At 64.8% G+C, this 21,986-nt stretch carries 22 protein-coding genes; 16 read left to right on the forward strand and 6 right to left on the reverse strand.

The genetic code is table 11. The features are described 5' to 3' along the window. Positions 1 to 56: 56 nt before the first annotated feature. Complete coding sequence (locus VJV41_RS01120; RefSeq protein WP_325330222.1) at positions 57 to 407, reverse strand: DUF1942 domain-containing protein; 351 nt, start codon at positions 405 to 407, stop codon at positions 57 to 59. Here VJV41_RS01120 and VJV41_RS01125 point away from each other — a divergent pair. The 9 genes from VJV41_RS01125 to VJV41_RS01165 all read left to right on the forward strand — a co-directional run bounded on the left by VJV41_RS01125 (position 315) and on the right by VJV41_RS01165 (position 10,526). After that, entirely contained in the window at positions 315 to 2,699 is a 2,385-nt protein-coding gene (locus VJV41_RS01125) for an AAA family ATPase (RefSeq protein WP_325330224.1), read from the forward strand. The genes VJV41_RS01120 and VJV41_RS01125 overlap by 93 nt on opposite strands. Positions 2,700 to 2,981: 282 nt before the next feature. After that, on the forward strand, positions 2,982 to 3,428 hold the full coding sequence (locus VJV41_RS01130) for an MmpS family transport accessory protein (protein ID WP_325330226.1): 447 nt from the start codon (positions 2,982 to 2,984) through the stop codon (positions 3,426 to 3,428). Continuing rightward, positions 3,425 to 6,280: an MMPL family transporter gene (locus VJV41_RS01135; RefSeq protein ID WP_325330228.1), complete on the forward strand. Its 2,856-nt coding sequence runs from the start codon at positions 3,425 to 3,427 to the stop codon at positions 6,278 to 6,280. Before VJV41_RS01130 ends, VJV41_RS01135 begins: the two co-directional genes overlap by 4 nt. A gap of 136 nt (positions 6,281 to 6,416) precedes the next feature. Continuing rightward, positions 6,417 to 6,860 (forward strand): hypothetical protein, encoded by a 444-nt coding sequence (locus VJV41_RS01140; protein ID WP_325330230.1) that lies wholly within the window; start codon positions 6,417 to 6,419, stop codon positions 6,858 to 6,860. 191 nt (positions 6,861 to 7,051) lie between these two features. After that, positions 7,052 to 7,426 carry a hypothetical protein gene (locus VJV41_RS01145; RefSeq protein WP_325330232.1) on the forward strand — a complete coding sequence of 125 codons (375 nt, stop codon included), beginning with the start codon at positions 7,052 to 7,054 and terminating at the stop codon, positions 7,424 to 7,426. A gap of 32 nt (positions 7,427 to 7,458) precedes the next feature. Further along, the gene (locus tag VJV41_RS01150; protein ID WP_325330234.1) at positions 7,459 to 7,899 is read left to right on the forward strand and encodes a hypothetical protein; all 441 of its coding nucleotides are present in this window, start codon (positions 7,459 to 7,461) and stop codon (positions 7,897 to 7,899) included. A gap of 118 nt (positions 7,900 to 8,017) precedes the next feature. Further along, positions 8,018 to 9,634, forward strand: coding sequence for an RNA polymerase sigma factor (locus VJV41_RS01155; RefSeq protein ID WP_325330235.1), 1,617 nt, complete (start codon positions 8,018 to 8,020; stop codon positions 9,632 to 9,634). A gap of 127 nt (positions 9,635 to 9,761) precedes the next feature. Continuing rightward, the gene (locus VJV41_RS01160; protein WP_325330237.1) at positions 9,762 to 10,100 is read left to right on the forward strand and encodes a hypothetical protein; all 339 of its coding nucleotides are present in this window, start codon (positions 9,762 to 9,764) and stop codon (positions 10,098 to 10,100) included. Between the two features lie 45 nt (positions 10,101 to 10,145). Next, the gene (locus tag VJV41_RS01165; protein WP_325330240.1) at positions 10,146 to 10,526 is read left to right on the forward strand and encodes a hypothetical protein; all 381 of its coding nucleotides are present in this window, start codon (positions 10,146 to 10,148) and stop codon (positions 10,524 to 10,526) included. Positions 10,527 to 10,550: 24 nt separating this feature from the next. On the opposite strand, the gene VJV41_RS01170 is transcribed toward VJV41_RS01165, so the two are convergent. The 4 genes from VJV41_RS01170 to VJV41_RS01185 form a co-directional block, all read right to left on the reverse strand. Further along, positions 10,551 to 10,916, reverse strand: a complete 366-nt coding sequence (locus tag VJV41_RS01170; protein ID WP_325330242.1) for a VOC family protein — start codon at positions 10,914 to 10,916, stop codon at positions 10,551 to 10,553. Further along, positions 10,916 to 11,428: a putative immunity protein gene (locus VJV41_RS01175; RefSeq protein ID WP_325330244.1), complete on the reverse strand. Its 513-nt coding sequence runs from the start codon at positions 11,426 to 11,428 to the stop codon at positions 10,916 to 10,918. The genes VJV41_RS01170 and VJV41_RS01175 overlap by 1 nt, the downstream gene beginning before the upstream one ends. A gap of 24 nt (positions 11,429 to 11,452) precedes the next feature. After that, on the reverse strand, positions 11,453 to 11,701 hold the full coding sequence (locus VJV41_RS01180; protein WP_325330246.1) for a hypothetical protein: 249 nt from the start codon (positions 11,699 to 11,701) through the stop codon (positions 11,453 to 11,455). Positions 11,702 to 11,764: 63 nt separating this feature from the next. Next, on the reverse strand, positions 11,765 to 12,652 hold the full coding sequence (locus VJV41_RS01185; protein ID WP_325330248.1) for a hypothetical protein: 888 nt from the start codon (positions 12,650 to 12,652) through the stop codon (positions 11,765 to 11,767). 156 nt (positions 12,653 to 12,808) lie between these two features. On the opposite strand from VJV41_RS01185, the gene VJV41_RS01190 reads away from it, so the two are divergent. After that, positions 12,809 to 14,434, forward strand: coding sequence for a peptide chain release factor 3 (locus VJV41_RS01190; protein WP_325330250.1), 1,626 nt, complete (start codon positions 12,809 to 12,811; stop codon positions 14,432 to 14,434). Positions 14,435 to 14,488: 54 nt separating this feature from the next. On the opposite strand, the gene VJV41_RS01195 is transcribed toward VJV41_RS01190, so the two are convergent. Then, entirely contained in the window at positions 14,489 to 15,640 is a 1,152-nt protein-coding gene (locus VJV41_RS01195; protein ID WP_325330252.1) for a serine hydrolase domain-containing protein, read from the reverse strand. Between the two features lie 446 nt (positions 15,641 to 16,086). Between VJV41_RS01195 and VJV41_RS01200 the strand changes: the two genes are divergently transcribed. The 6 genes from VJV41_RS01200 to VJV41_RS01225 all read left to right on the forward strand — a co-directional run bounded on the left by VJV41_RS01200 (position 16,087) and on the right by VJV41_RS01225 (position 21,952). Continuing rightward, the gene (locus tag VJV41_RS01200; protein WP_325330254.1) at positions 16,087 to 16,701 is read left to right on the forward strand and encodes a dihydrofolate reductase family protein; all 615 of its coding nucleotides are present in this window, start codon (positions 16,087 to 16,089) and stop codon (positions 16,699 to 16,701) included. Positions 16,702 to 16,912: 211 nt separating this feature from the next. Continuing rightward, positions 16,913 to 17,215 (forward strand): WXG100 family type VII secretion target, encoded by a 303-nt coding sequence (locus VJV41_RS01205; RefSeq protein ID WP_325330257.1) that lies wholly within the window; start codon positions 16,913 to 16,915, stop codon positions 17,213 to 17,215. Beyond that, positions 17,215 to 17,502: a WXG100 family type VII secretion target gene (locus VJV41_RS01210; RefSeq protein WP_325330259.1), complete on the forward strand. Its 288-nt coding sequence runs from the start codon at positions 17,215 to 17,217 to the stop codon at positions 17,500 to 17,502. Before VJV41_RS01205 ends, VJV41_RS01210 begins: the two co-directional genes overlap by 1 nt. Positions 17,503 to 17,505: 3 nt before the next feature. After that, positions 17,506 to 20,340, forward strand: coding sequence for an ADP-ribosyltransferase (locus VJV41_RS01215; RefSeq protein ID WP_325330261.1), 2,835 nt, complete (start codon positions 17,506 to 17,508; stop codon positions 20,338 to 20,340). Beyond that, positions 20,337 to 20,927, forward strand: coding sequence for a hypothetical protein (locus VJV41_RS01220; RefSeq protein WP_325330263.1), 591 nt, complete (start codon positions 20,337 to 20,339; stop codon positions 20,925 to 20,927). Before VJV41_RS01215 ends, VJV41_RS01220 begins: the two co-directional genes overlap by 4 nt. A 479-nt stretch (positions 20,928 to 21,406) precedes the next feature. Then, on the forward strand, positions 21,407 to 21,952 hold the full coding sequence (locus VJV41_RS01225) for a hypothetical protein (protein ID WP_325330265.1): 546 nt from the start codon (positions 21,407 to 21,409) through the stop codon (positions 21,950 to 21,952). Positions 21,953 to 21,986: the final 34 nt, after the last annotated feature.

Below are 21,986 nucleotides of genomic sequence, written 5' to 3' on the forward strand. Positions count from 1 at the left end.
CCATCGCTGGGCTCCTCTCTCGATTGCACAGGCGGCGCTCCCGAATATGGTGACCGCTACGGGCGTGTACCTCCCTCGCGCGGACCGGGGATCCACGTTAGGAGGTCCTGGACACCGTCGTTGTGTACGACACTGTTCGGGACGTCGCCCACAACGTCGAAGTAGAGCTTGCCGGGCACCGTGCCGCCGATGACGCGGTCGTTGGCCCCGCTCCCAACGCGATGCCGACTAATGCCGCGAGAGTTACCCGCTATGTGAGCGGGCAAACGCGGTTGGTGTGATCTCGCGTGCCCGCGCGCAGCTACGTTTGTCCCGTGGGATCTGCACCGGGCCCTCCAGCCGAGCGGGCAATCGTGCTCACCGACGAGTTCCGCCATGCGTTGGAGCTGCTGGCCGGCGGCAGGCATGTGTTTCTGACTGGCAAGGCGGGCACGGGCAAGTCGACGTTGATCCGCCAGTTCATGGCCCAGACCGACCGAGCGGTGGTCGTCGTCGCGCCGACGGGTATCGCCGCGCTCAACGTCGACGGCTACACCATCCACCGGCTGTTCGGCTTCCGGACCACGACGACGCTGGACGATGTCCGCGGCGGCGGGTATCGGCCGGGCCGCTTCGCCAAGACATTGGCGTCGCTGCAGACGTTGATCATCGACGAGGCGTCGATGGTGCGCGCCGACGTCTTCGACATGGTGGCGGCCGCGTTGTCACGGTTCGGGCCGCAGCCGGGGGCGCCGTTCGGTGGTGTGCAGATCGTGTTGGTCGGTGACCTTTATCAGTTACCACCGGTTGTTAGCGAGGGCGAGACCGAGTTCTTTTCGGCGGGCTTCTCAACCGCGTATGAGACGCCGTACTTCTTCTCCGCGAACAGCTTCCGCCGTGACGACTTTCCCACCGTGGCGTTGACAACGGTGTTCCGTCAGCTCGGAGACGACCGAATGACGGCCATTCTCAACGAGATCCGCGAGGGCGTGCTGCTGGGCCACGCGCAGGAACAGCTCAACGCGCGCGCCGACGCGGACTTCGTCCCGCCGGATGACGAGTTCTGGCTGACCTTGGCGCCGACGAACCGTCTGGTGACGGCGCGCAACCGCCAGCAGCTGGAACGGCTGCCGGGCGACGAGTTGGTCCACCACGCGCGGGTATCGGGTGACCTGTCGCTGTTCGACCCGCCGGTCGAGGAGACGCTGCGGTTCAAGGTCGGCGCGCAGGTGATGATGCTGAACAACGATCAGGGCAACCGCTGGGTCAACGGCACCATCGGCCGCGTGATCGGCGTCGATTACGACCGCTACGGAGCGGTCGTCGAGGTGGAGTTCGCCGACGGCTCATGTGCGGACGTCACGCCGTTCACGTGGGAGGCGACGCGGCCGGTGGTGGCGGGCGGCTCGCTGAGCCGGGAGGTGATCGGCTCGTACACGCAGCTGCCGTTCAAGCTGGCGTGGGCGATCACGATCCACAAGAGCCAGGGACAGACCCTGGAGCGTCTGGTGGTGGACCTCACCGGCGGAATGTTCTCGACGGGCCAGCTGTATGTGGCGTTGAGCCGGTGCACGTCGTTGGCCGGCCTGGTGCTGAAAAGACCTGTGCTGCCGAAGGATCTGAAAACCGATCGGCGCATCGCGCGGTTTCTGCGCACCTCGGTCGACGATAGCGGGGCGCGTCGGTATTGCGCGATCGGGATGCTGACGGTGGGTGACGAGGGTCGGATGTCGCGGCCGCGGCCGGTGGAGCTGGCGGTGGCGTTCGATGACGGCACGGCGGTGACGACGCTGGTCAACCCTCAGCGTGATCTGGCGGATGCCCGAACGGCGTTTGGGATCAACGTGTCTGATGTCTTGCTGGCGCCGACGCTGCGGGAGGCGTGGGCGGTGATCGCCCCGATGCTTGCGGGGTGCACCCCGGTGGGCGTCGGAGTTGACGAGACGCTGGGCTTGATCGACTTCGAGCTGAAGAGGCTGGGGTATGTGACGGCGATGCCCCTGGGTGTCGAGTTGCGCGGCGCCCGGGTGTCGGGTCGGACGGCGCTGGAGCGGGCACAGTCCGCATTGACTGCGCACAGTGGGTCTGATTCGGAGGAAGGGTCGTCGGCGTTCGCGGAACCTGAACCGGCGGAGTCAGTTTCGGGCCTGCTGGTGAGCCGGGATCATTCGGGGCGGACGCCGGCGGCCGATCATCTGCCTGGGTTGTCCGCGCTACTGCGGGTGAGCCGGGACGTCGGAGCAGTGCTGTTGGGAGCGTCGCCGTCAGCCGGTGTGGACAGTTCGTGGGACGCGGCGGCGCGGCAGTCGGTGGCCGATCAACTGCGCACCGCTGCGTCGCGAGTGCAGTTGCCCGTGGCGGTGCTGGAGAGGCTACGGGAGGCATCGCGTTTGTTGGGTGTCGAGATCGTCTCGGAGTCAATGTGTTTGGAAGGCGATGACATCGGCTCGGTGCTGACGCCGGGCGTTCGGATTTGCTTCACCGGTACGGCGCAGGACAGTACCGGACAGATCGTGGAGCGCTGGGAGATGGAGCAATTGGCCGCGTCGGCCGGGTTGACGCCGGTTAAGTCGGTGACCAAGACGCGCTGTGAGGTGCTGGTGACAGCAGAAGCGGGCACGCAGTCGGGAAAGGCCCGCAAGGCCCAGGAGTACGGCAAGCCGGTGTTCACGGCCGATGAGTTCCTGGCATGGGCAGCGAAGGTCTCGGCTGGCCGTTGAGTTGCCCGCGGCACCGACACTTGAGCCCTTCGCCGGACCAATTGCCGTTCTGGCGGCGTCAGCATGTGTTGACGCGCCACAAAAGCACGCTTGCGCCCAGTAGGACGAGACGCGCACGTCCACGAGGCTAACCCCACGGTGTTGCGCTGCTCGACGGATAGCCGCACACCGAGACCCGTTTTGCCGGGTCCGGCCCCGGTACCGTAGTGTCAATCTGGTTGATATCTGTTGAAGGGACGTATATCGTCCGTCAACGGTCAGCGCTCGTCGAAAGGGTCACGGATGCAGCGGCTTTCCATCGGAAGCCGATTGATGCGGCGGTGGATGCTTCTGGTGGCGGTGTTCGTCCTCGCCCTGGCGGGCTTCGCGGTGTACCGGCTGAACGGCATCTTCGGCTCGCGTGACGTCACGTCCACCCCCAGCGGGGCCGCGAATGAGATCGTTCCGTTCAACCCGAAGCACGTCGTCATGGAGGTATTCGGCACGCCTGGCACGGTCGCGACCATCACCTACCTGGACGTGAACGCCCAACCACAGCGGGTCGACGACGCGACGCTGCCATGGGCCTACGACACGACCACCACCCAACCGGCCGTCTTCGTCAACGTTTCCGCACAGGGCGACACCGACTCCATCGGCTGCCGGATCAAGATCGACGACGTCGTCAAGGACGAGAGAACGGTCAACACGTTGAACGCCTACACCTACTGCTTGGACAAGTCCGGATGAGCAACCATCTCGCCGAACGCCCAACGACGACGGATCGGGTCACCAAGTGGATTCGTCGGCTCTGTGTGCCGATCGTGTTGTTCTGGGTGGCCGTAGCCGCCCTGTCGAACGCGCTGGTACCCCAGCTCGAGGCGGTCGGCGCCGAGCACAACGTGGCGTTGAGCTCCCCCGAATCGCCCTCGCTGCAGGCTTTTCAACGCATCGGCAAGGTGTTCCACGAGTTCGATTCCGACAGTGCCGCGATGGTGGTGCTCGAGGGTGATCAGCCGCTGGGCGCCGACGCGCACCGCTACTACGACGAGCTGGTCAAGCGGTTCAACGCGGACACCAAGCACGTCCAGCACGTGCAGGACTTCTGGGGCGACCCGCTCACCGCCGCCGGCTCGCAGAGCGCCGACGGGAAGGCCGCGTACGTACAGGTGTTCCTCGCCGGCAACCAGGGCGAGGCGTTGTCGTTGGAGTCGGTCGAAGCGCTGCGCAACATCATCGCCAAAACACCTGCGCCACCGGGCATCCACGCCTACGTCGCCGGCTCGGCAGCCCAGATTGCCGATCAGTTCGAGGTGGGCAACGAGAGCACCGTGTTCGTGACCGCGTTGACCGTCGGGGTCATCGCCGTGATGCTGCTCATCGTCTATCGCTCGCCGGTCACCATGATCCTGGCGCTCGTCGCGGTGCTCATCGAGATGTCCGCGGCCCGTGGGATCGTCGCGTTCCTGGCGAACGTCGGGCTCATCGGCCTGTCGACGTATTCGACCAACATCCTCACGCTGCTGGTGGTCGCCGCCGGTACCGACTACATCATCTTCCTGCTCGGCCGATATCACGAGCGGCGCAACGAAGGCATGGACTCCGACGCCGCCTTCTACGACATGTATCGCGGGACGTCGCACGTGATATTGGGTTCGGGGTTGACCATCGCCGGCGCGGTGGCCTGTCTGTACTTCACCCGCCTGCCGTACTTCCAGAGCCTGGGGATTCCGGCCGCGATTGGTGTGCTGGTGTCACTGGTCGCCTCGTTGACGCTGGCGCCCGCAGTGCTGGTGATCGGCAGCCGCTTTGGTCTGTTGGACCCCAAGCGCAAGACCGCCAAGCGGGGCTGGCGCCGGATCGGGACGGCGATCGTTCGGTGGCCCGGGCCGATCCTGATCGCCACGATGGCGCTCGCTTTCATCGGACTGGCCGCGCTGTCCGGCTACAAGGTGAGTTACGACGACAGCCGGTACATGCCCGCCAGTGCCCCGTCCAATGTCGGATACGCCGCCGCGGAGCGTCACTTCTCAAAGGCGCGGCTGAATCCCGAACTGCTGATGATCGAAACCGACCACGATCTACGGAATCCCACGGACATGATCCTGTTGGAGCGGGTGGCCAAGGCCGTCTTCCACACCGACGGCATCGCGCAGGTTCAATCGATCACGCGGCCGCTGGGCACGCCGCTGGACCACACGTCGATCCCGTTCCAGATCAGTGCGAACAGTGCGGCTCAGATCAACAATCTGCCCTTCCAGCAGGACCGCGCCGCGGATCTGCAGAAGCAGGTGGGCGTCATCAACGACTCGATCGACGTTCTGCGGCAGCAGTATGCGCTGCAGCAGCAGTCCAGCGCCGTGACGCACGAGCAGACTGTGGCATTTCAGCAGACCGTCGCCGTGGCTCAGGACCTGCGGGACAAGATCGCCAACTTCGACGACTTCTTCCGGCCGCTGCGCAACTATTTCTATTGGGAGCCACACTGTTTCGACATCCCGATCTGCTGGGCACTGCGATCGCTGTTCGACGCGCTCGACGGCATCAACGCGCTGACCGATCAGTTGGCCAACGTCTCGGGGAGCATCGCCAAACTGGATGAGCTGCAGCCCAAACTGTTGGCTCTGATCCCGCCACAGATCGCCAATCAAGAAACCAACCGCGACCTGACGAAGACCAACTACGCCACCACGTCGGGGATCTACGACCAGACCGCGGCCGCGCTGCAGAACTCCACTCAGCTTGGCGCGGCGTACGACGCGTCGAAGACCGACGACTCCTTTTACCTACCGCCGGAGGCGTTCAGCAACCCCGAGTTCCTGAGAGGGCTGAAGTTGTTCCTGTCGCCGGACGGTAAGGCCGCGCGCATGATGGTCACCCATGACGTGGATCCGGCTACGCCCGAGGGTATTTCGCACATAGCGGCGATCAGGCATGCCGCGCAGGAGGCGGTCAAGGGGACGCCGTTGGCGGGGTCGAAGATCTATATCGGCGGAATGGCGTCCACCTACAAGGACATTCAGGAGATGGCGCACTACGACCTGATCATCGCGGGGATCGCGTCGCTGAGCCTGATCTTGCTGATCATGTTGTTCATCACGCGAAGTCTCGTCGCCGCGCTGGTGATCGTGGGCACGGTGGCGCTGTCGTTGGGTGCCTCGTTCGGCATGTCGGTGTTGGTGTGGCAGCACCTGTTGGGTGTCGAGTTGTATTGGGTGATATTGCCTTTGGCCGTCATCCTGCTGCTGGCCGTGGGGTCGGACTACAACCTGCTGCTGGTCTCCCGGTTCAAGGAGGAGATCCATGCCGGCATCAACACCGGCATCATCCGGTCGATGGCGGGCAGCGGCTCGGTGGTGACGGCTGCCGGGCTGGTGTTCGCGTTCACCATGGCGTCGTTCATCTTCAGCGATTTGCGCGTGCTCGGCCAGATCGGAACGACGATCGCCCTGGGCCTGCTGTTCGACACGCTGATCGTGCGGTCGTTCATGACGCCGTCCATCGCGGCGCTGCTCGGACGGTGGTTCTGGTGGCCGGTGAAGGTGCGCCAGCGGCCAGTGCCGCAGAAGTTCGGCGAGGATCGACAGCTGTCGCTGTTCTAGCCCGAGCTCTTCGCCGGAGCCGCCGACCGAGACGGCCCCAAACTTTCTTCTGAAAAAGTGTGGGAGTCGGGTCGGCCGGTTGCTCCTAGCTGGTGAACGTAGCCCATAAGGGGCTACGACCAGCCAAGGAGAACACATGAACACCATCACGACCGCCTCGCGGCACAAGTTGCTTTCTGCCAAGTTCGCCGCCAAGGCGACGATCGCGGGGTTGGCATTGGCCGCCTCTGTTATCGCCGTCGCGCCGGCGGCGCAGGCGGACCGCCCCAGCAGTCCCGACGGCACGACCCTCGGTGCGCAGTGCTACCAGATCGGGCAGGACTACGTCGATGGAGTCGCGGCAGTCAAGGCCGCCCACGCTGCGGGCGACCAGGCCGGCATGGACGCCGGCTGGGCGAAGATCCATGGCGCCGAGGACCAGTGGAAGGACATCTGTGAGGGCGTGTACGGCTCGCTCTACATCGGGCACGCCGCGACGCGTGACGGCGAAACCGGTCTCGGCACGACGCCGCGTTCACCTGTGACGGCACCGACGGCCGTCCCGCGCCCGGGGCAGAGCACACAGACGGGCATTCAGTAGCCGAACACTCGCAAGTTGTCGGCCCGCCACCACACTCGTTCCCGGTGGCGGGCCGACTTTTGTGCCGTCTAGCTGGCAAAACGAACTTCTTGAGATTTATTTTGAAAAAAGTGTGGGAGGCGGGACGGCTGGTCGGTCCTAACGGGTGAACGCAGCCCACCAGGGGCTACGACGACCTGAAGGAATTGATCATGACCAGCACCAACATCACACGGCAGCGGTGGATCGCAGCGACCGCCAAGATCGTCATCGCGTCCGGCGCAATCGCCGCTGGCGCCATGGCTCTCTCACCCGCCGCTCAGGCAGACGCGCAATTCGACGGGTTCAAGCAGTCCTGCACCTCCAATCCGGGTGCCTACGTCGCCGGCGCAGTGCGCGGCGATTACCACGAGTCCGTTGTTCCCGGCAGCTATGTAGACCAGATCTGCTCGCTATACGGCCCGCCCCAATACGTGTGGGTACTCGGCCATCCCGTCGAGGTTGTGAACAGCGCCAAACTTCTGGGCGTCTACACGAGGCGCATCGATACCCCTCCGCCCGGCCCGGGCCAGGTGCACCCCGGCTGAGCGACGGCCGCAACAAACTCGAGGAGTAGTTCATGGCCAGCACCAGAACCAAACGGCAGCGGTGGATCGCGATCACCCTCCTGATCGTCTTCGTCTTCGGCCGCATGGGTGTCGGCATCGTCGCTGCCGGCATGACGACCGCGCCACCGGCGTCCCACACGGACCCGCAGTTCGAAGCGTTCAAGAAGTCCTGCAGCACCGACCCGTGGGCCTATGCGTTCGGTGCGGTCCGCGGCGTTTACCACGAGCAAGTTGTTCCCGGCAGCTATGTGGACCAGATCTGCTCGTTGTATGGGCCGCCCAAAGCCTTGTTTCCCACCGGAAAGTGGCTGCGTGACTACACAAGGCGGGACTGCATCCAGCCCCAGGCCGGCGGCACCGACCTGGCGCCTGTCGCGGTTCCCGCGCCGCCGGCGCCCCCGATCACCGGTAGTCCAGGGTCTTCCCTGGGAATCCCGTTGATACGTCGATGATGGCGGCGCCGCGTTTGCCGGCCCGGTCGTTTGGGGCTCACCTTTTCATTGCGCAGTGCTGGCGAGGAGATCATGATGAATTGCCAATTATTTGCCAGGAGCCGGCCGGGGGCAACCTATGACGAGTACCCAACCGGCACCGGCGCTGTCCGATGACGACGCCACCCTTGCCCGTGCCGCCGCAGCCGGAAACCAGAAGGCGTTCGCGGCGATCTATGACCGCTACGCCGATCGGCTGCATGACTTCTGTGTCGGGATGCTGCGTGACCGCCACGCGGCCGCGGACTGTGTGCAGGACGTGTTCGTGATCGCCGCCAGCCGGTTGGCGCAGCTGCGGGAACCCGAACGCCTGCGTTCGTGGTTGTACGCCATTGCCCGCAACGAGGCGCTGGAAGTGATCCGTGCCAGGCGCCGCGAACTTCCCAGCGAGGAGCTGCCGGAGACGACGAACCGCGAGCCCGATCTCGCGACTCTGGCAGCACGCAGCGAGCTGGCCGACCTGATCAGCGATGCCTGCGGTGGGCTTTCCGAGCGCGATCAGGTGGTGCTCGAGCTGTCTTACCGCCAAGGGCTGGCTGGTCCGGAACTCGCTGAGGCCCTTGGCGTTACGCACAGGAACGCGAATGTTCTGGTCGAGCGGTTGCGTGACACGATCGCGCGGTCGTTGGGCGCCCTGCTTGTGTGCCGTCAGGTCCGCGCCAATCCGGCCAAGTGCCCGGAGCTGGCCGCGCTGCTCGCGCATTGGGATGGCCAGTTCACGGTGTTGATGCGCAAACGTGCGGCCCGCCACATCGACGACTGCCAGCAATGCGAGCGGCAGCGGGCGGGAATGGTCGCTCCGGCAGCACTTTTGGGCGCCACCCCGCTGCTGGTTCCGGCGCCTGCGTGGCTGCGCGAGCACACGCTGTCGCAAGGCGTGCAGGCTTTGCCGCCCGGTGGTCATGCCACCGCTGGCGCGACACAGACCCCAGCAAGCAACGAATCATGGTGGCCGCCTGATGATCTAGACACCACCGACCTTCCTGATGGCCCACTTGAAGCGCACCCGGATGGAGCATCGACGCCGCGCGGCGCAAAGAAGTACCTAAAGCGCCATGTCTGGGCGGTGGTCGGAGTGGCTGGGGTAATTGTTGCCGGCGGTGTGGCTGTAGTCGAGGTGCCACAGATGTATCCCGTGCATCCCGCCGTCTCGACTGACCATCCCACGACAGCATCGCCACCATCGGCGTCGGCCACCGCGACCGTGCCTAGGCCGTCGGGCAACGTCGCGAAGACCGGCTCACCGGTTCCGTCGACCACGCCGCCGGCAATGCCGATCACTACGGAGCCTTCCGGCGGCTCACCTGCGCCGGTGCAGCTGCCGGAACCGAGCGAGGTTGTAGAAACCCCGCCGCCCGGCGCGGGACGGCAGAGTAGCCCGTCGCCGAGCGCGTCAGCTAAACCCTCTGCGCCGCCGAGTGATTCAGGTGGATCGAACCAACCGTCTGGTGGATCAGGTGGACCGAGCCAACCGCCGAGTGGTTCCTCAGGCAGCTCCGGCTCAGGTCAGTCATCGGGTGGTTCGTCGCAGAGCCAAGGCGGTTCTGGTGGTGGGCCGGTTGGTCCGTCGACGCCCGCGGGCGCCGGAAAGACAGCGGCGCCTGGACACCTACCATCCGATGCAACGCGCGTCGGTGGCGGCTCGAATGACTGCGTCCCGCCGGCCTGCATACCGACCGGCGGGCCTGTCAAGTAGCCGTCACAACTGTCGGAAACATGCCGCGAGACTTTCGCGGAAAAAGTGTGGGAATTCAGATCGGTGATCGCTCCTAGCAGAGGAAGGCCGCCCGCAAGGCGGCGACGACACCTCAAAGGAGAACACCATGACCAACACGAATATCGCTCGTTGGCGTCGAGCCGCGGCGGGCACCGGGATCTTCCTCGCTGCACTTACGGGCGGCACCGCGGCCGCCGTACCGGCCAGCGCTGAGCCCAACGACGGCGGCGGGTTCGACCTCAACGGTTACCTCGCTTGCGTCGCATGGAACAACGACTACGTCTATTGCTGCGAGCAGAACCGCGGCTTTTGGTACCCACCCACTGCCCATAGAAGTGGGTTCTGCTCACCGATATACCTACCGCCAGACGCTTCCAGCCGACCCGCGCCGGGAGCGACGGCGAAACTGCCGCCCGACGCGAACACGCGCGCAGGCATTCAATAGCTGACCACTACCCGACTACTAACCAAAGCACCCTTAGGAGATCTCATGAGCGCTACACCCAAGCACAGCTGGCGGCGCCGAATTGCCTTGACAGCGGCCACGATCCTCGCGGCAATCCAAGTCGCCGCCGTTGCCCCCGCAATTGCCAACGCCGAGCCGAATAAGTCGTTTCTGCAGAATTACTACATGGAGTGCGCGAGGAACGCATTCTCGTCCTTCAAGGGCGACCTGCTGTCCTACGACCAATACCTTGAAGCTCTGTCGAATTGCTGCACGAACCTCGGCGGCATCTACAACGAGAGGACGGGTGACTGCTACTTGCCCGACCAGACCACAATTCGCTTCACCCAACCGCCCCTCGTGACGCCTCCGGGAGCCAGGGCGGTGCCGCCACCTGGAGCGAACACGCGCACCGGGATACAGTAGCGCCCCAACCGCTTTCGCTCTTGGTCACTCGACTTTGCGATGGGCGATCTGGAAGACGTTGCCGTGCGGGTCACGCACCATGGCCCGCCGGTCGCCGTACGGCGTGTCGAGTGGAGGTTCGATGCTCGTCGCGCCTGCGGCGATCGCCCGGTGGTATACGCGGTCGGCGTCGTCGACATAGACGTAGAGGAACGCCGGGAACGGTTCGCGCTCGCCGACTGAGGTGACCATGACAAGCGAGTCACCGATGCGCATTTCGGCTGGACGATCGGGATCGAATTCGCCTTCAGCGCCGAAGACTTCACGCAGAAACGCGACGGCGCCCGCGGCGTCAGCGACGACCATGCGCGGCATCACGGTGTGGTAGCCCGGAGGCGGGTCGATGTTCATCAGTCAAACACTTTCCAGCAGAGGTCATTTCGCAATCGTTGGTCGTCGAGAACGAGTTCGCGAATCGCGTCGGGAAGTTGGTCGCGCTGCCATCGGCGCTCGAATCGCCCGGCGGCGTCGGCTTCGTCGGGCGGCGCAGCGGCACGTGCGGCCTTGATGGCATAGGCGGCCGCGCCGAGCTCGTGCGCGGCGACGTGTGCAACGGCCGCGGCCTGGCCAGCAGCGTACGCGGCATGCCGTGGGGCACCGCGGAGATCTCTGGCCGCGCCCATCGCATGGCCGGCCGTCGCACGAGCCTGCATCATCTTGACCTCGCCGCGCACCCAGGCGCGGGCATGCTCGATCGCCTCACGCGGCCTTGGGTCCTGCGGCCGAGCCGACTCGAATAGGTGAAGCACATGCTCCGCACACGATGCCGCCCACAGTGCGAGCAGATGATGGTCCGAATCGGTGAGGGTCCCGCCGCGGCGCAGTGTGATGAAGCGAGGATCACGGATTTTTGGGAGGATCATGCAAATCGGTGTGCCTGGGCGATGCTATCGCACTGTACGGATGACGAAGGCATCGATGTTCTCGTCGTAATAGACCGTGTCATCCACGAATAGTTCCCCGACCGTGTGGCCGTCCTCCGCAACCGCGATGAAGGTTGCTTCCTCCTCGTCATATGACACCGACCCTTGCACGAACATCGCCGCGACCTCGTGCCCATCCGCCCCGAAAGCGACAAGCTTTAGGCCTCCCGCATCCTTGAGGTACTGCGCCGCTTCGGCACGTGTCGTGACCATGGCTGGACTCCTCTCTGCTGGTGATTGCACCAAGTATTCCGAATTAGCCTGTGCAGCAACCGGTCAAGCCATCAGAAGCGGCAGGGCGTAGGCCAGCGCAATGCCTGCATTGTGCGAAGCGGCAAAGTTCTGCGCATACGCGCGCGGCGCCACCTCCGAATTGAAGTAGCCGAGGCGATTGGCAATTCCGGAAAAGAACAGGAATTGGTCCGATGGCGCAGCGAGCCGTATGACGCCATGTGTCGTCTCCATCGAGCCGACCGGAGCGTTGACCTTGGCGTCATGCATGGCCTTCATGGCTCGCGGATCGGCCCAGACATAGTCCGCAGGTGTCGTCACGTTGACATCGCTCAACGCCACATAGTCGGACGAGACAAGCAGCACCGGCGGATTCGCCGCATTGAGCGGCGGCGGGAGGAAGCGAGACTCGCAAGCAGGCCGCAGCTCCCGATCGAGCATGGACAACACCGACCCCGGCGGCGCCGTGGTTGGGGCCAGGAGCTTGTCGAATTCTGGCCTGATCCAGTTGCTCTCCGGATTTGGCGTCTCGTGGGGGTTGTGAACGAACACCTGCGTCCCGACGACCGCGCAGCCGTTGAACGATGCGGCATCGGGAAACGACGCCGAGCCGAAGGCGACGACCAGGGTAGGTGCCGGCCCGTTGGCGACGACGGCGGGAATGACGCGGGCTTTCTCCTCGCTGCTCGAAGACGATCTTGCCGGGTCCGTCAGATCCTGAACGCACCACAGCTCGGCTGTGGCATTGGCGGTCCGCACAGCAAGTCGTGCGCTGACCTGCTTCGTCCCGCCGTTGTTCAGCTGGACCGTGACCTGCGGGGGCGGATCGAACGGTGGAAAATTGGACGGCACCGCGTGTGCATTGCGGATCACTGCGACCAGCGCATCCGTTTCCCAGGCCTTGTTCGCGAAAATCAGGATTCGTCCAGCCATGCGCGCCTCCATGAACTGCGGTGAATAACGACCGGCTTAAAGAGGGTCAGCCATATCGTGTTTACCGTCTTGTGTTGGGGCTTGGGCTCGTATTTGCCGTCTTGCGCCAGCTCGATTACTGGTTTGCACTCGGAGGCCAATACCATCGCTTGCGCTATGACCTACGATGCCCTGGCCGCTCCGCCGACCGCCGACACCTCGCCACCTGGCCGTATCTCCGCTGAGGCGGGCCGACGCAGAACCTTCGCCGTCATCAGCCATCCCGACGCCGGCAAATCCACGTTGACCGAGGCGCTGGCGCTGCACGCCCGGGCCATCACCGAAGCCGGCGCGGTCCACGGCAAGGCGGGCCGCCGCGCGACGGTGTCGGACTGGATGGAGATGGAGAAGGCCAGGGGCATCTCGATCACGTCGACGGTGTTGCAGTTCCCGTACCGCACATGCGTCATCAACCTGCTCGACACCCCCGGCCACGCCGACTTCTCCGAAGACACCTACCGGGTGCTGACGGCCGTCGACTCCGCGGTGATGCTCATCGACGCCGCGAAAGGCCTTGAGCCCCAGACACTGAAGCTGTTCCAGGTGTGCAAGCACCGTCGGATCCCGATCATCACGGTGATCAACAAGTGGGACCGTCCCGGCCGCCACGCCCTCGAGCTGATGGACGAGATCCAGGCACGGATCGGGCTGCGCCCCACTCCCCTGACGTGGCCGGTCGGCATCGCCGGAGACTTCAAAGGGGTGCTCGACCGCCGGACCGGAAACTTCATCAAGTTCACCCGCACTGCGGGCGGCGCCACCGCGGCCCCCGAAGAGCACATCGCGGCGGCCGACGCGCACACTACTGCCGGGGACGACTGGAATCACGCCGTCGAGGAGTCCGAACTGCTGTCCGCGGACGGCTCAGACTACGACCGTGAGCAATTCCTCAGCGGCGCTGCCACACCAGTCCTGTTCACCTCGGCGGCGTTGAACTTCGGCGTGAATCAGCTCCTCGATGTGCTCGCCGAACTCGCGCCACCGCCCAGCGGAGCACTCGACGTCGACGGGGCCCGGCGCGCCACCGAATCACCGTTCAGCGCCTTCGTTTTCAAAGTGCAGGCCGGTATGGACTCCGCCCACCGCGATCGCATCGCTTATGCGCGGGTGTGCTCGGGCACATTCGAACGCGGCGACGTCCTGACCCACGCCGCCACCGGCAAGCCGTTCGTCACCAAGTACGCGCAATCGGTGTTCGGTCAACAACGCGCCACCCTGGAGACCGCGTGGCCGGGTGATGTGGTCGGGTTGGCGAACGCCGCGGCTCTGCGCCCGGGCGACACGCTGTATCGCGATGTCCCCGTGCAGTATCCGCCGATACCGAGCTTCTCCCCCGAGCATTTCGCGGTGGCCCGCGGCACCGATCCGAGTAAGCACAAGCAGTTTCGCCGCGGGATCGAACAGCTGGAGCAGGAGGGCGTTGTTCAGGTGTTGCGCTCGGACCGCCGCGGCGACCAAGCGCCAGTGCTCGCCGCCGTCGGTCCGATGCAGTTCGAGGTGGCTGTGCATCGGATGGCCACCGAGCTCAGCGCCCCGATCTCGCTGGAGTCGCTGCCGTACCAGGTCGCGCGGATCGTGGACCCCGAGGACGCCGAGTTCATGGCCAAGCAGGTGTCATCGGAAGTCCTGACCCGCACCGACGGGGTCATGCTCGTGCTGTTCTCCACCCGGTGGCGGCTGGAAGGCTTCCAACGGGACAACCCCGACGTGAAGCTCGGGTCGTTGGTCGCGGCGGACGGATAGCGGCTACTGCGCGCGCACGGTTCCTGTCGTTGGAGTCGGCGACGGCGCCAGTGCTCAAGAGACCGTCGCGCCGAGCTCCGCGTAGACCGCGGCCTCGAAGCCGAGGATCGTCTCGACCATCTTGTCGTCGAAGAACGGCAGCAGCTGCGTCGCGATCACGGCGCCGACCCCCGCCTTGCGATCGATCCAGAAGAAGCTGTTGAACAGCCCCGACCAGTCGCCCGAGCCGGAGCTGCGCATGCCGGGCAGGTCGACCAGGTACAGGTGGAACCCGAGGCCCCAGCCCTGCGGCACGTCGAGCAGCTCGACCGGGTTGGACAGCTCGGGGATAGTTGGCTCCAGCTTCTTCGGCAGCGGCACCCCGTCGAGGTGGTCCCGCAACGCGAGCTCCACCGTCTCCTCTTTGAGGATGCGCGCGCCGTCGAGCTCGCCGCCGTTGACCCAGGCGCGCACAAAACGCCCGTAGTCGGCGATCGTCCCGTAGGACCCGTGGCCGCCTGCATCCCACTCCGGCTCGGCCGGCAGGTCGAGCTCGGTCGCCACCAGGCCGCCGTCCGGCGCCCTGAAGCGGATCGGAAGCAACCGCCCGCGCTGCTCGTCGCTGGGGGCGAACGTCGAGTCCGTCATGCCGAGCGGGCCGTAGATGTGCTCGGCGAGGTAGTCGGCCAGTGTCTGGCCGACTACGGCCTCGACGACCATGCCGACCCAGTCGGTGTTGACGCCGTACTCCCAGACCGTGCCGGGATCGTTGACCAGCGGTGCGCTGATGCTCTGCTTGATCCCCTGAAGCACGTTGGGGAACTCGTAGTCGGTGCAGTACTTCAAGAGCTTCTCGTTGACGAAGTGGTAGCCGCAGCCGGCCGTGTGGTTCATCAGCTGGCGGACCGTCGCCTGCGTCCTGGGCGTACGCAGGACCGGCTCACCGCCCTCGAAGCCATCGAGCACCTGGAGCTCGCCGAACTCGGGCACGATCGACGCCACCGTCGCATCGAGGTCGACGCGACCCTGCTCGACGAGCTGCAGTGCCGCCGTGGTCGCGACTGCCTTGGTCATCGACGCGTTGCGGAACATCGTGTCGGGCCCCGCGTCTCCAGCTGCACCCTCGTAGAGGACGCCGTCGCGGCCGACCACCGTGGCGGCGATGCCATGCAGCGACCCATCGGCGGTCACGGCGTTCAGCAGGTCGTCGATTCGCTCAAACCCCATCTGAAGCTCCTCCGCTTTTGGGGATGCGCCGAGCCATCATCGCACGGGTGGTGGGCACGCAGACAAGGTTCGGGAGCGACAAGTGTCTCCGGCGCGTATCGCCAGCGCGGCGAGATTGCGTGTACGGCTGTGGTTGCGGCCGAACCAACAACCGTGTGAGCAATATTCAGCAGCCGCACGCCGCAGCGTGTTTCGAGCTCTGCGCTTCTTCGCCCGCCGCGTCACGTCGGACCTGTTTGGCCCTGCGTGCCCGTCGTCCGTTACTCATATCGCGGACGCTACTCACGGGCAGTGACAACATCGCCCGAAGTTCAGAGCCGGACCAAGACCGCGCGGGCGGCGTAGCGGGCAGACAGCAGGCGGCGGGACCCCGATGACTTTCTGTCGGCTCAGCGGTCTTACTGAGAGCATGGGCAACCGAATGAACCGACGGAACGGAACTTGACATGGCGCGAACCAACCTCTCGATGTCGATCTCCGCCGACGGCTACGTCGCCGGGCCCGATCAGACCGAACAGAATCCCATAGGGGTAGGCGGCCTCGCCCTCCACGATTGGCATATCGGCCCCAGCAGTGATCACCCGATCAATCGCCAGGTGATTGCCGACATGATGGATGGCATGGGCGCAACCATCATGGGGCGCAACATGTTCGGTCCAATTCGCGGCGAATGGGCCGGCTCGGATTGGAGAGGCTGGTGGGGCGACACCCCGCCATACCACTGCCCTGTCTTCGTGCTCACCCACTACGCCCACGACCCGATCGAGATGAACGGCGGCACGACGTTCCATTTCGTCACCGACGGCATCGAATCCGCCTACGCGCGGGCCGAGGCGGCTGCCGGCGGGAAGGACATCTCAATTGCCGGTGGCGCATCGTGCGCCCGCCAGGCGATCAAGGCGGGCCTTGTCGACGAGATCGACCTGCAAGTGTCGTCGGTAATCCTCGGCTCGGGTGAGCGTTTGTTCGACGGCTTCCAGCCCGGCATACCCAAGATGGAGCTCGTCCGGGTGCTGCACGCCCCCGGCGTGGCTCACCTCCGCTACCGTGTCACGCGGTGAACAACTCGGGGGTAGATGTTGGTGCCTAGTCCCAGTCGGTTGAGTGCCTTTGCCACATGACGCACCAGGCCGCCAGCGCCAACGGCACCCGGCCCTCAAATGCTTTCCTCTGCATTTGCTGTGAACACTGAATTTCTTGTGCGCAGAGCCCCCGATCAGCTTCGTTATTCTGTTTCTAACGCATTTGGACGTCACTCGCGGGGGTCAAACGGTGTCAGATCTGCAGGTAACCGCATCGGAGTTAGTTGCGGTGTCAGCTGAGCTCAACTCGCTCTCCGAAAGACTGTGCTCAGGTCTGGGCTCGCTCGACAGCGACGTGTCCGGGCTCTTGGGTTCGGGCTGGACCGGTTCGGCGGCGTCGTCGTACTCCGGTGTCTGGCAGGAGTGGCATCAGGGGGCGGCGCAGGTCGTCGAGGGTCTGTCGCGAATGTCCGGGCTGCTGCAGGAGGCAGCCGCCCATTACTCCTCGACGGATACTGCGACGGCCGCCGACATCTCCGGAACGGGGCTGTGATGGGCGCGTTCAGCGTCGACCCGGCCGCCCTGCTGGCAGTGATTGACCGCATGACGGCGTTCGATTCCGAACTCGAAGCGCACCTGGCCCAGGCCGCCAACTCGGTCGCCCGGCTGGGGACCACCTGGTACGGCGACGGCGGCGAGGCCGAGCGAGCGGCACAAGCCCGGTGGGACGAGGGCGCACGCGAGATGCGGGAGGCGCTGGCACGATTGCGCCAGATTGCCGAAGGCGCACACGAAAACTATTCCTCGGCGGTGCAAACGAATATGCGCATGTGGGGTTGATGCGTGACCTCACCGATCGCAGTTGATCCGTCGGCGCTGGCGGCTGCCGGGAGGAACGTCAGCAGCGAGGGTGACGCGGCGGCCACCGCCACCCAGACGCTGTCGTCGGCGTTATCGGGCGCCGGTGCGTTGTTCGGGCACGACTCGGCCGGGATCGTCTTCGGGCAGGGCTACACCCATTCCGGCCAGGCATTGCTCGATGCGGCAGAGTCTGCGGTAAACGCCTGCCGCCGAGTGGGTTTCGGTATGCAGATGTCGGCGTCGAACTACGGCAAGGCGAACGCCGCATCCACGGTGGGCGGCGGCGAGTCACCGGTGCCGGCCCCGACAGAACCACCGTGCGTTGGTGGACTGACCATGCCGCCTCCCATGGGCGGCGGTGTCGCGGCTCCCCTCGGCTGGGCATTGGTGGAGCAGTTCGTCGGCGACGTCTGGCCCGACGGCAATCCCGCGCAGATGCATGCCGCCGCGACGGCGTGGCGCGGGTTCGCAGCGGCCATCGGCGCGGCCGCGGGCCCGGTGTCGGCGACTGGAACGGCATTGGGCGGCCAGCAGATTCCTGAGTCCGGCAAGATGGTCGAGGCCGTCGGCAACATCGGGTCCGGACTGAGCGATATCGCCGCGCAGGCACAGACTTTGGCCTCACACATCGACGCATTCGCAGCCAACGTGCAGGCAACGCAGGACGCGGTACGCGATCTGCTGCACCAACTCAGCCCAGGCGGCGTGCTGGAAACCATCGGCGGCATATTCACCGGCCACAATCCGATGGACAAGATCAAGCAGGTCGCCAGCGAGATCAAGACCGTGCTCAACAACATGAAGCGCGAGGCCGACGCGTCGAATCAGCTCTTCAGTCAGGGCATCAATGCTCTTGATTCAGCGACGGATTCGCTTGAAAGCTGGGCGAAGAAAGAGTTCATCTCGGTGTTCGGCGAGGGCGTCGGCAATGCGCTGTCGTCCGACTTCAATGCGTTCGTGGATCTCCCCGAGGGCGGACTGAAGTTCGTTGCCCAGACTGCACACGGCCTCGAGCAACTGGACCCGACGCGTTTCGCCTACGACACGCAAGGAGCATTGGACACCTGGAAAGGGTTGGCGGAAACCGCTGAAGCGGTGACCAATCCGGTGCATCTCGCGGGCGAGATCATGTCCGATCCACAAGGCAGCCTGAACACCGTCAAGGGCCTGGTGGACTGGGAAGACGTCGAAAAGGGTCATCCGTTCCGTGCTCTCGGCTACGACGTCGCCCAAGTCGGCAGCCTCGCTATCCCGGGCGGCGAGGCCGCGCCCGCCGTCGATGCAGCCAGCGCGGAAACACGGGTAGCAGCTGCCTCTGCGGGAGCCGAAACGCGCACGGCCGGCGCGGCTACGCGAGATGCCGGGGCGGCGGCCGCTACCCGGGCGGCCGGGGCGACGGAAGACGTCGCGACCAGGGCTGCGGAAATCAGCAGCAAGCTGGACAACGTCCAAATCCCCGAGAGTGCCGCACCCGGGTCCTCCGTTCCCGGGGGACGTGCGCCGGTCGAACCCCCTGTGCCGCAAGAGACTCCGCGGGTTGAGCCGACGCCGCGAGCGCCGGAGGTTCCGCATGGCGAGCCTCCTGTGGCTGCCGAACCGCACACGACCACACCAACCGAGCCTCATGTGGCGGCGCCGCACAATGACGCGCCGGCCGTGCCCGAAGCGCCGCGCGCGCCCGAACCGATGCCTCACTCCGCAGAGGCACCCAGTGTGCCTGCGGCTGAACCTCAAGTGCCAGCCACCACGGCGCCCAGTGCGCCGCATATGGAGGCACCCCCTCCGCCGAGTGCTCCCGAGATCCCTTCCGCAAGCCAGGGATTGGGTACAGCACAGCCGTTCGAGCATGCGGCCGCACCATCACAAGAACTCGCCTCTGTCGGCGCGGAAAACCATAGCGCGGAATCGGCTGTCAATGCGGGCGATCATGCACCGGTAGGTGTGGAGCACGGCCCCCGCGCTGGTGAGTCGGGATCTGGGCACGGCGGGTCTGGTGATGGGCATGGACACACCGAACCGGATACGCCAAACCACGAGATGGGACACCCGCCCGACAACGGGAGCGGACACGAACCGCCAGATCCACCAAACAACCCGCCGCACACCGGCCTACACGATCCACCGGTCAATCATGGCGTTGCCGGCGAGAGCCTGCCGGACCTGTCCCAGATAAACAACGAATTCCGCTTACCAGACGGATCGGTTGATCCCGCCCGCTTCCACGAATGGGCCGAGCGAGTATCAGACGCGTACCCCGAGATCACAAAGGACGGTGTCGAAGGTGTTTACGACTACACCACCCAAAACTACGAGGGGATGAACCCATACCTCCGCAGTATCGATCCCCTGTCCCCATATCAGCAGTCAATACTGGACGCAGACTCCATCGATCTCATGACCGACGCTCAACGCGCATCTTGGGAGGAGCGTGTCACTCACACTGACGAAGGCCTCGCTTCGCTGCCTCCATATCGCGCCGATCCCTCAGATGCCTTCTCGACGACTTGGCGTGGCATGCACGCGTCCGACTCTTTCCTAGAACAATTCAACGTAGGTGAGATCTTCCACGACCCCGCCTATCTCAGTACGTCGGCTGATGCTCGAGTCGCCGAAAACTTCGCTCTTAGCGCAAGTGCCGACAGAACACCTACTCTTTTGACAGTGGAAGGCTACGACGGTGTTGGTGTCAGCGCACTGTCGCGCTACGCCAACGAGTTCGAGGTCCTATTTCCCCGTGGAACTGATTTCGAGGTCATATCAAGAGAAATGGGCGAAGACGGTGTATTACGCATCGTAATTAGGCAGGTTCGACCATGACCAAATCCAACCTATCGCAACCAGGTGCTGTGGCCGATGCTCTACGGTCCCGGATGCTTGCCGGACATGGCCTTTCGGTGCCGTATGCGCGGAAATGGGAAATCGGCGGTTGCGAACCACTCCACTCGTTGTGGAGGCGGCCATACGACGGGCTTGCCGTGCTCGGCGCCGGTCTGGTCGAGCTCGGCGTTCCAATCGATGTTGTCGAGAACGGGATCCTCGTTGGAAATGGTTCTGCCGAAATGTGGGTCGCCGCCAATCGAAGCATGCATGGCGACGGCCCGCCGGATGCCTACCTGATCGGCCGGGGCGATGACAGGTCGGTCCTGTACACCGGCAACGCCCCAGAAGTGCTGATCGAGTTGCTCCGCTCCCTTTCCGCGCCTACGCCACCCATACCGACTTCCGACATTCTGCAAGTGGGTTTCCCTGGGATTGAGGACACGGCCGCCACTTATGTTGGTAGCTGGCAATGGAATGTGCACGGTGAGGCGCGCAACGAAGAGTTCCTCTGTCGCGCAGCCAATGCCACACTTGCAGCCATTAAGGCGAAGGAAGATGCGGAGCGGAATGAACCTGGCCGATAATCTTGCTCGCTTACCGGCGACACCTGGCATCACCTATCGGGGTATGGTCGGTCAGCCTCCGAATGCGGCATTCACTCTATCGGCCGTGCTCCCCACGTCAGGTGACCCACGGATCGCAAGCGAGAATTTCACCTCGGAGCGTGTAGCTGCGATAGTCACCATCACCGGCCGATTCATCGGCCCGTTGTCCCGCAATCCTGGCGAGATGGAGATCGCACTTCTGCCAGGAACGCTGCTCCTGCCGGTCGGCTTCACCGACGTTCCAGGCATTAAGAATCCCGTGATACTTCTCGCCGAGACTGGTTCGGCTCCCGGTCTCCCTGCGGATGGGGCTGAACTACGGCGTGTGGTCATTGAGCGAATCGCTGCCGCATTGGCACGGCCGCCAGTCAGCATCACTTCTCCTGGGCGGTTCACACCATCGCGATCCGCGCCATAGAACTAATACGCCGCTGCCCACCCGGATTTATGCTGACGGCGTGTCCGACGACTCCCGCTGGCGCAGCTGGCTTTACGAGACCCATTCGGCCGTAGAACTTCACGAGTGGGCCCTGCGCCTGCACTACTTTCGTTTCTGCCGCGCCTTCGGCGGCCACGCCAACGATGGTGACCAACTACGCGTCGCGCTGAACGCCCCAACCGAGACTGAGTTGCGCAACCTGTTCACTGTCTTAGGTGTCCCCGCACACGCAATCGCACCGGACACGCCGGATCCAAAACGCGGTACCGCGTACACGCTTGCTCAATACGCCGTCTTCCCGTCACGCATCGACCGAGTCCCCACCATCTCTCAGCCTGGCCGCGTTCAGATCGCCGGGCACAACGCCTTCGCATGGGCCCACGACGGTCGGTTGACCTTCTCGCTGTCCGACGACGACGCCCCATTTGACGTCACCGAGCGCACTGTCGACGCCGCCCTTGCCATCGAGAGGCGTCTGCTTCTGGTGGCGACCGAGGTCCTCGATCCGCCACTCGACAATCGCCACTGCATCTGCCCTAAGTACTACCCGGCGGTTTGGGCCTGAGACCGTTCGCGCCGCCCACCGGCATTTCGCGGAT

Origin of the sequence: Mycobacterium sp., from assembly GCF_035274705.1 — a bacterium.
In the GTDB taxonomy this organism is placed as follows: Bacteria; Actinomycetota; Actinomycetes; order Mycobacteriales; family Mycobacteriaceae; genus Mycobacterium.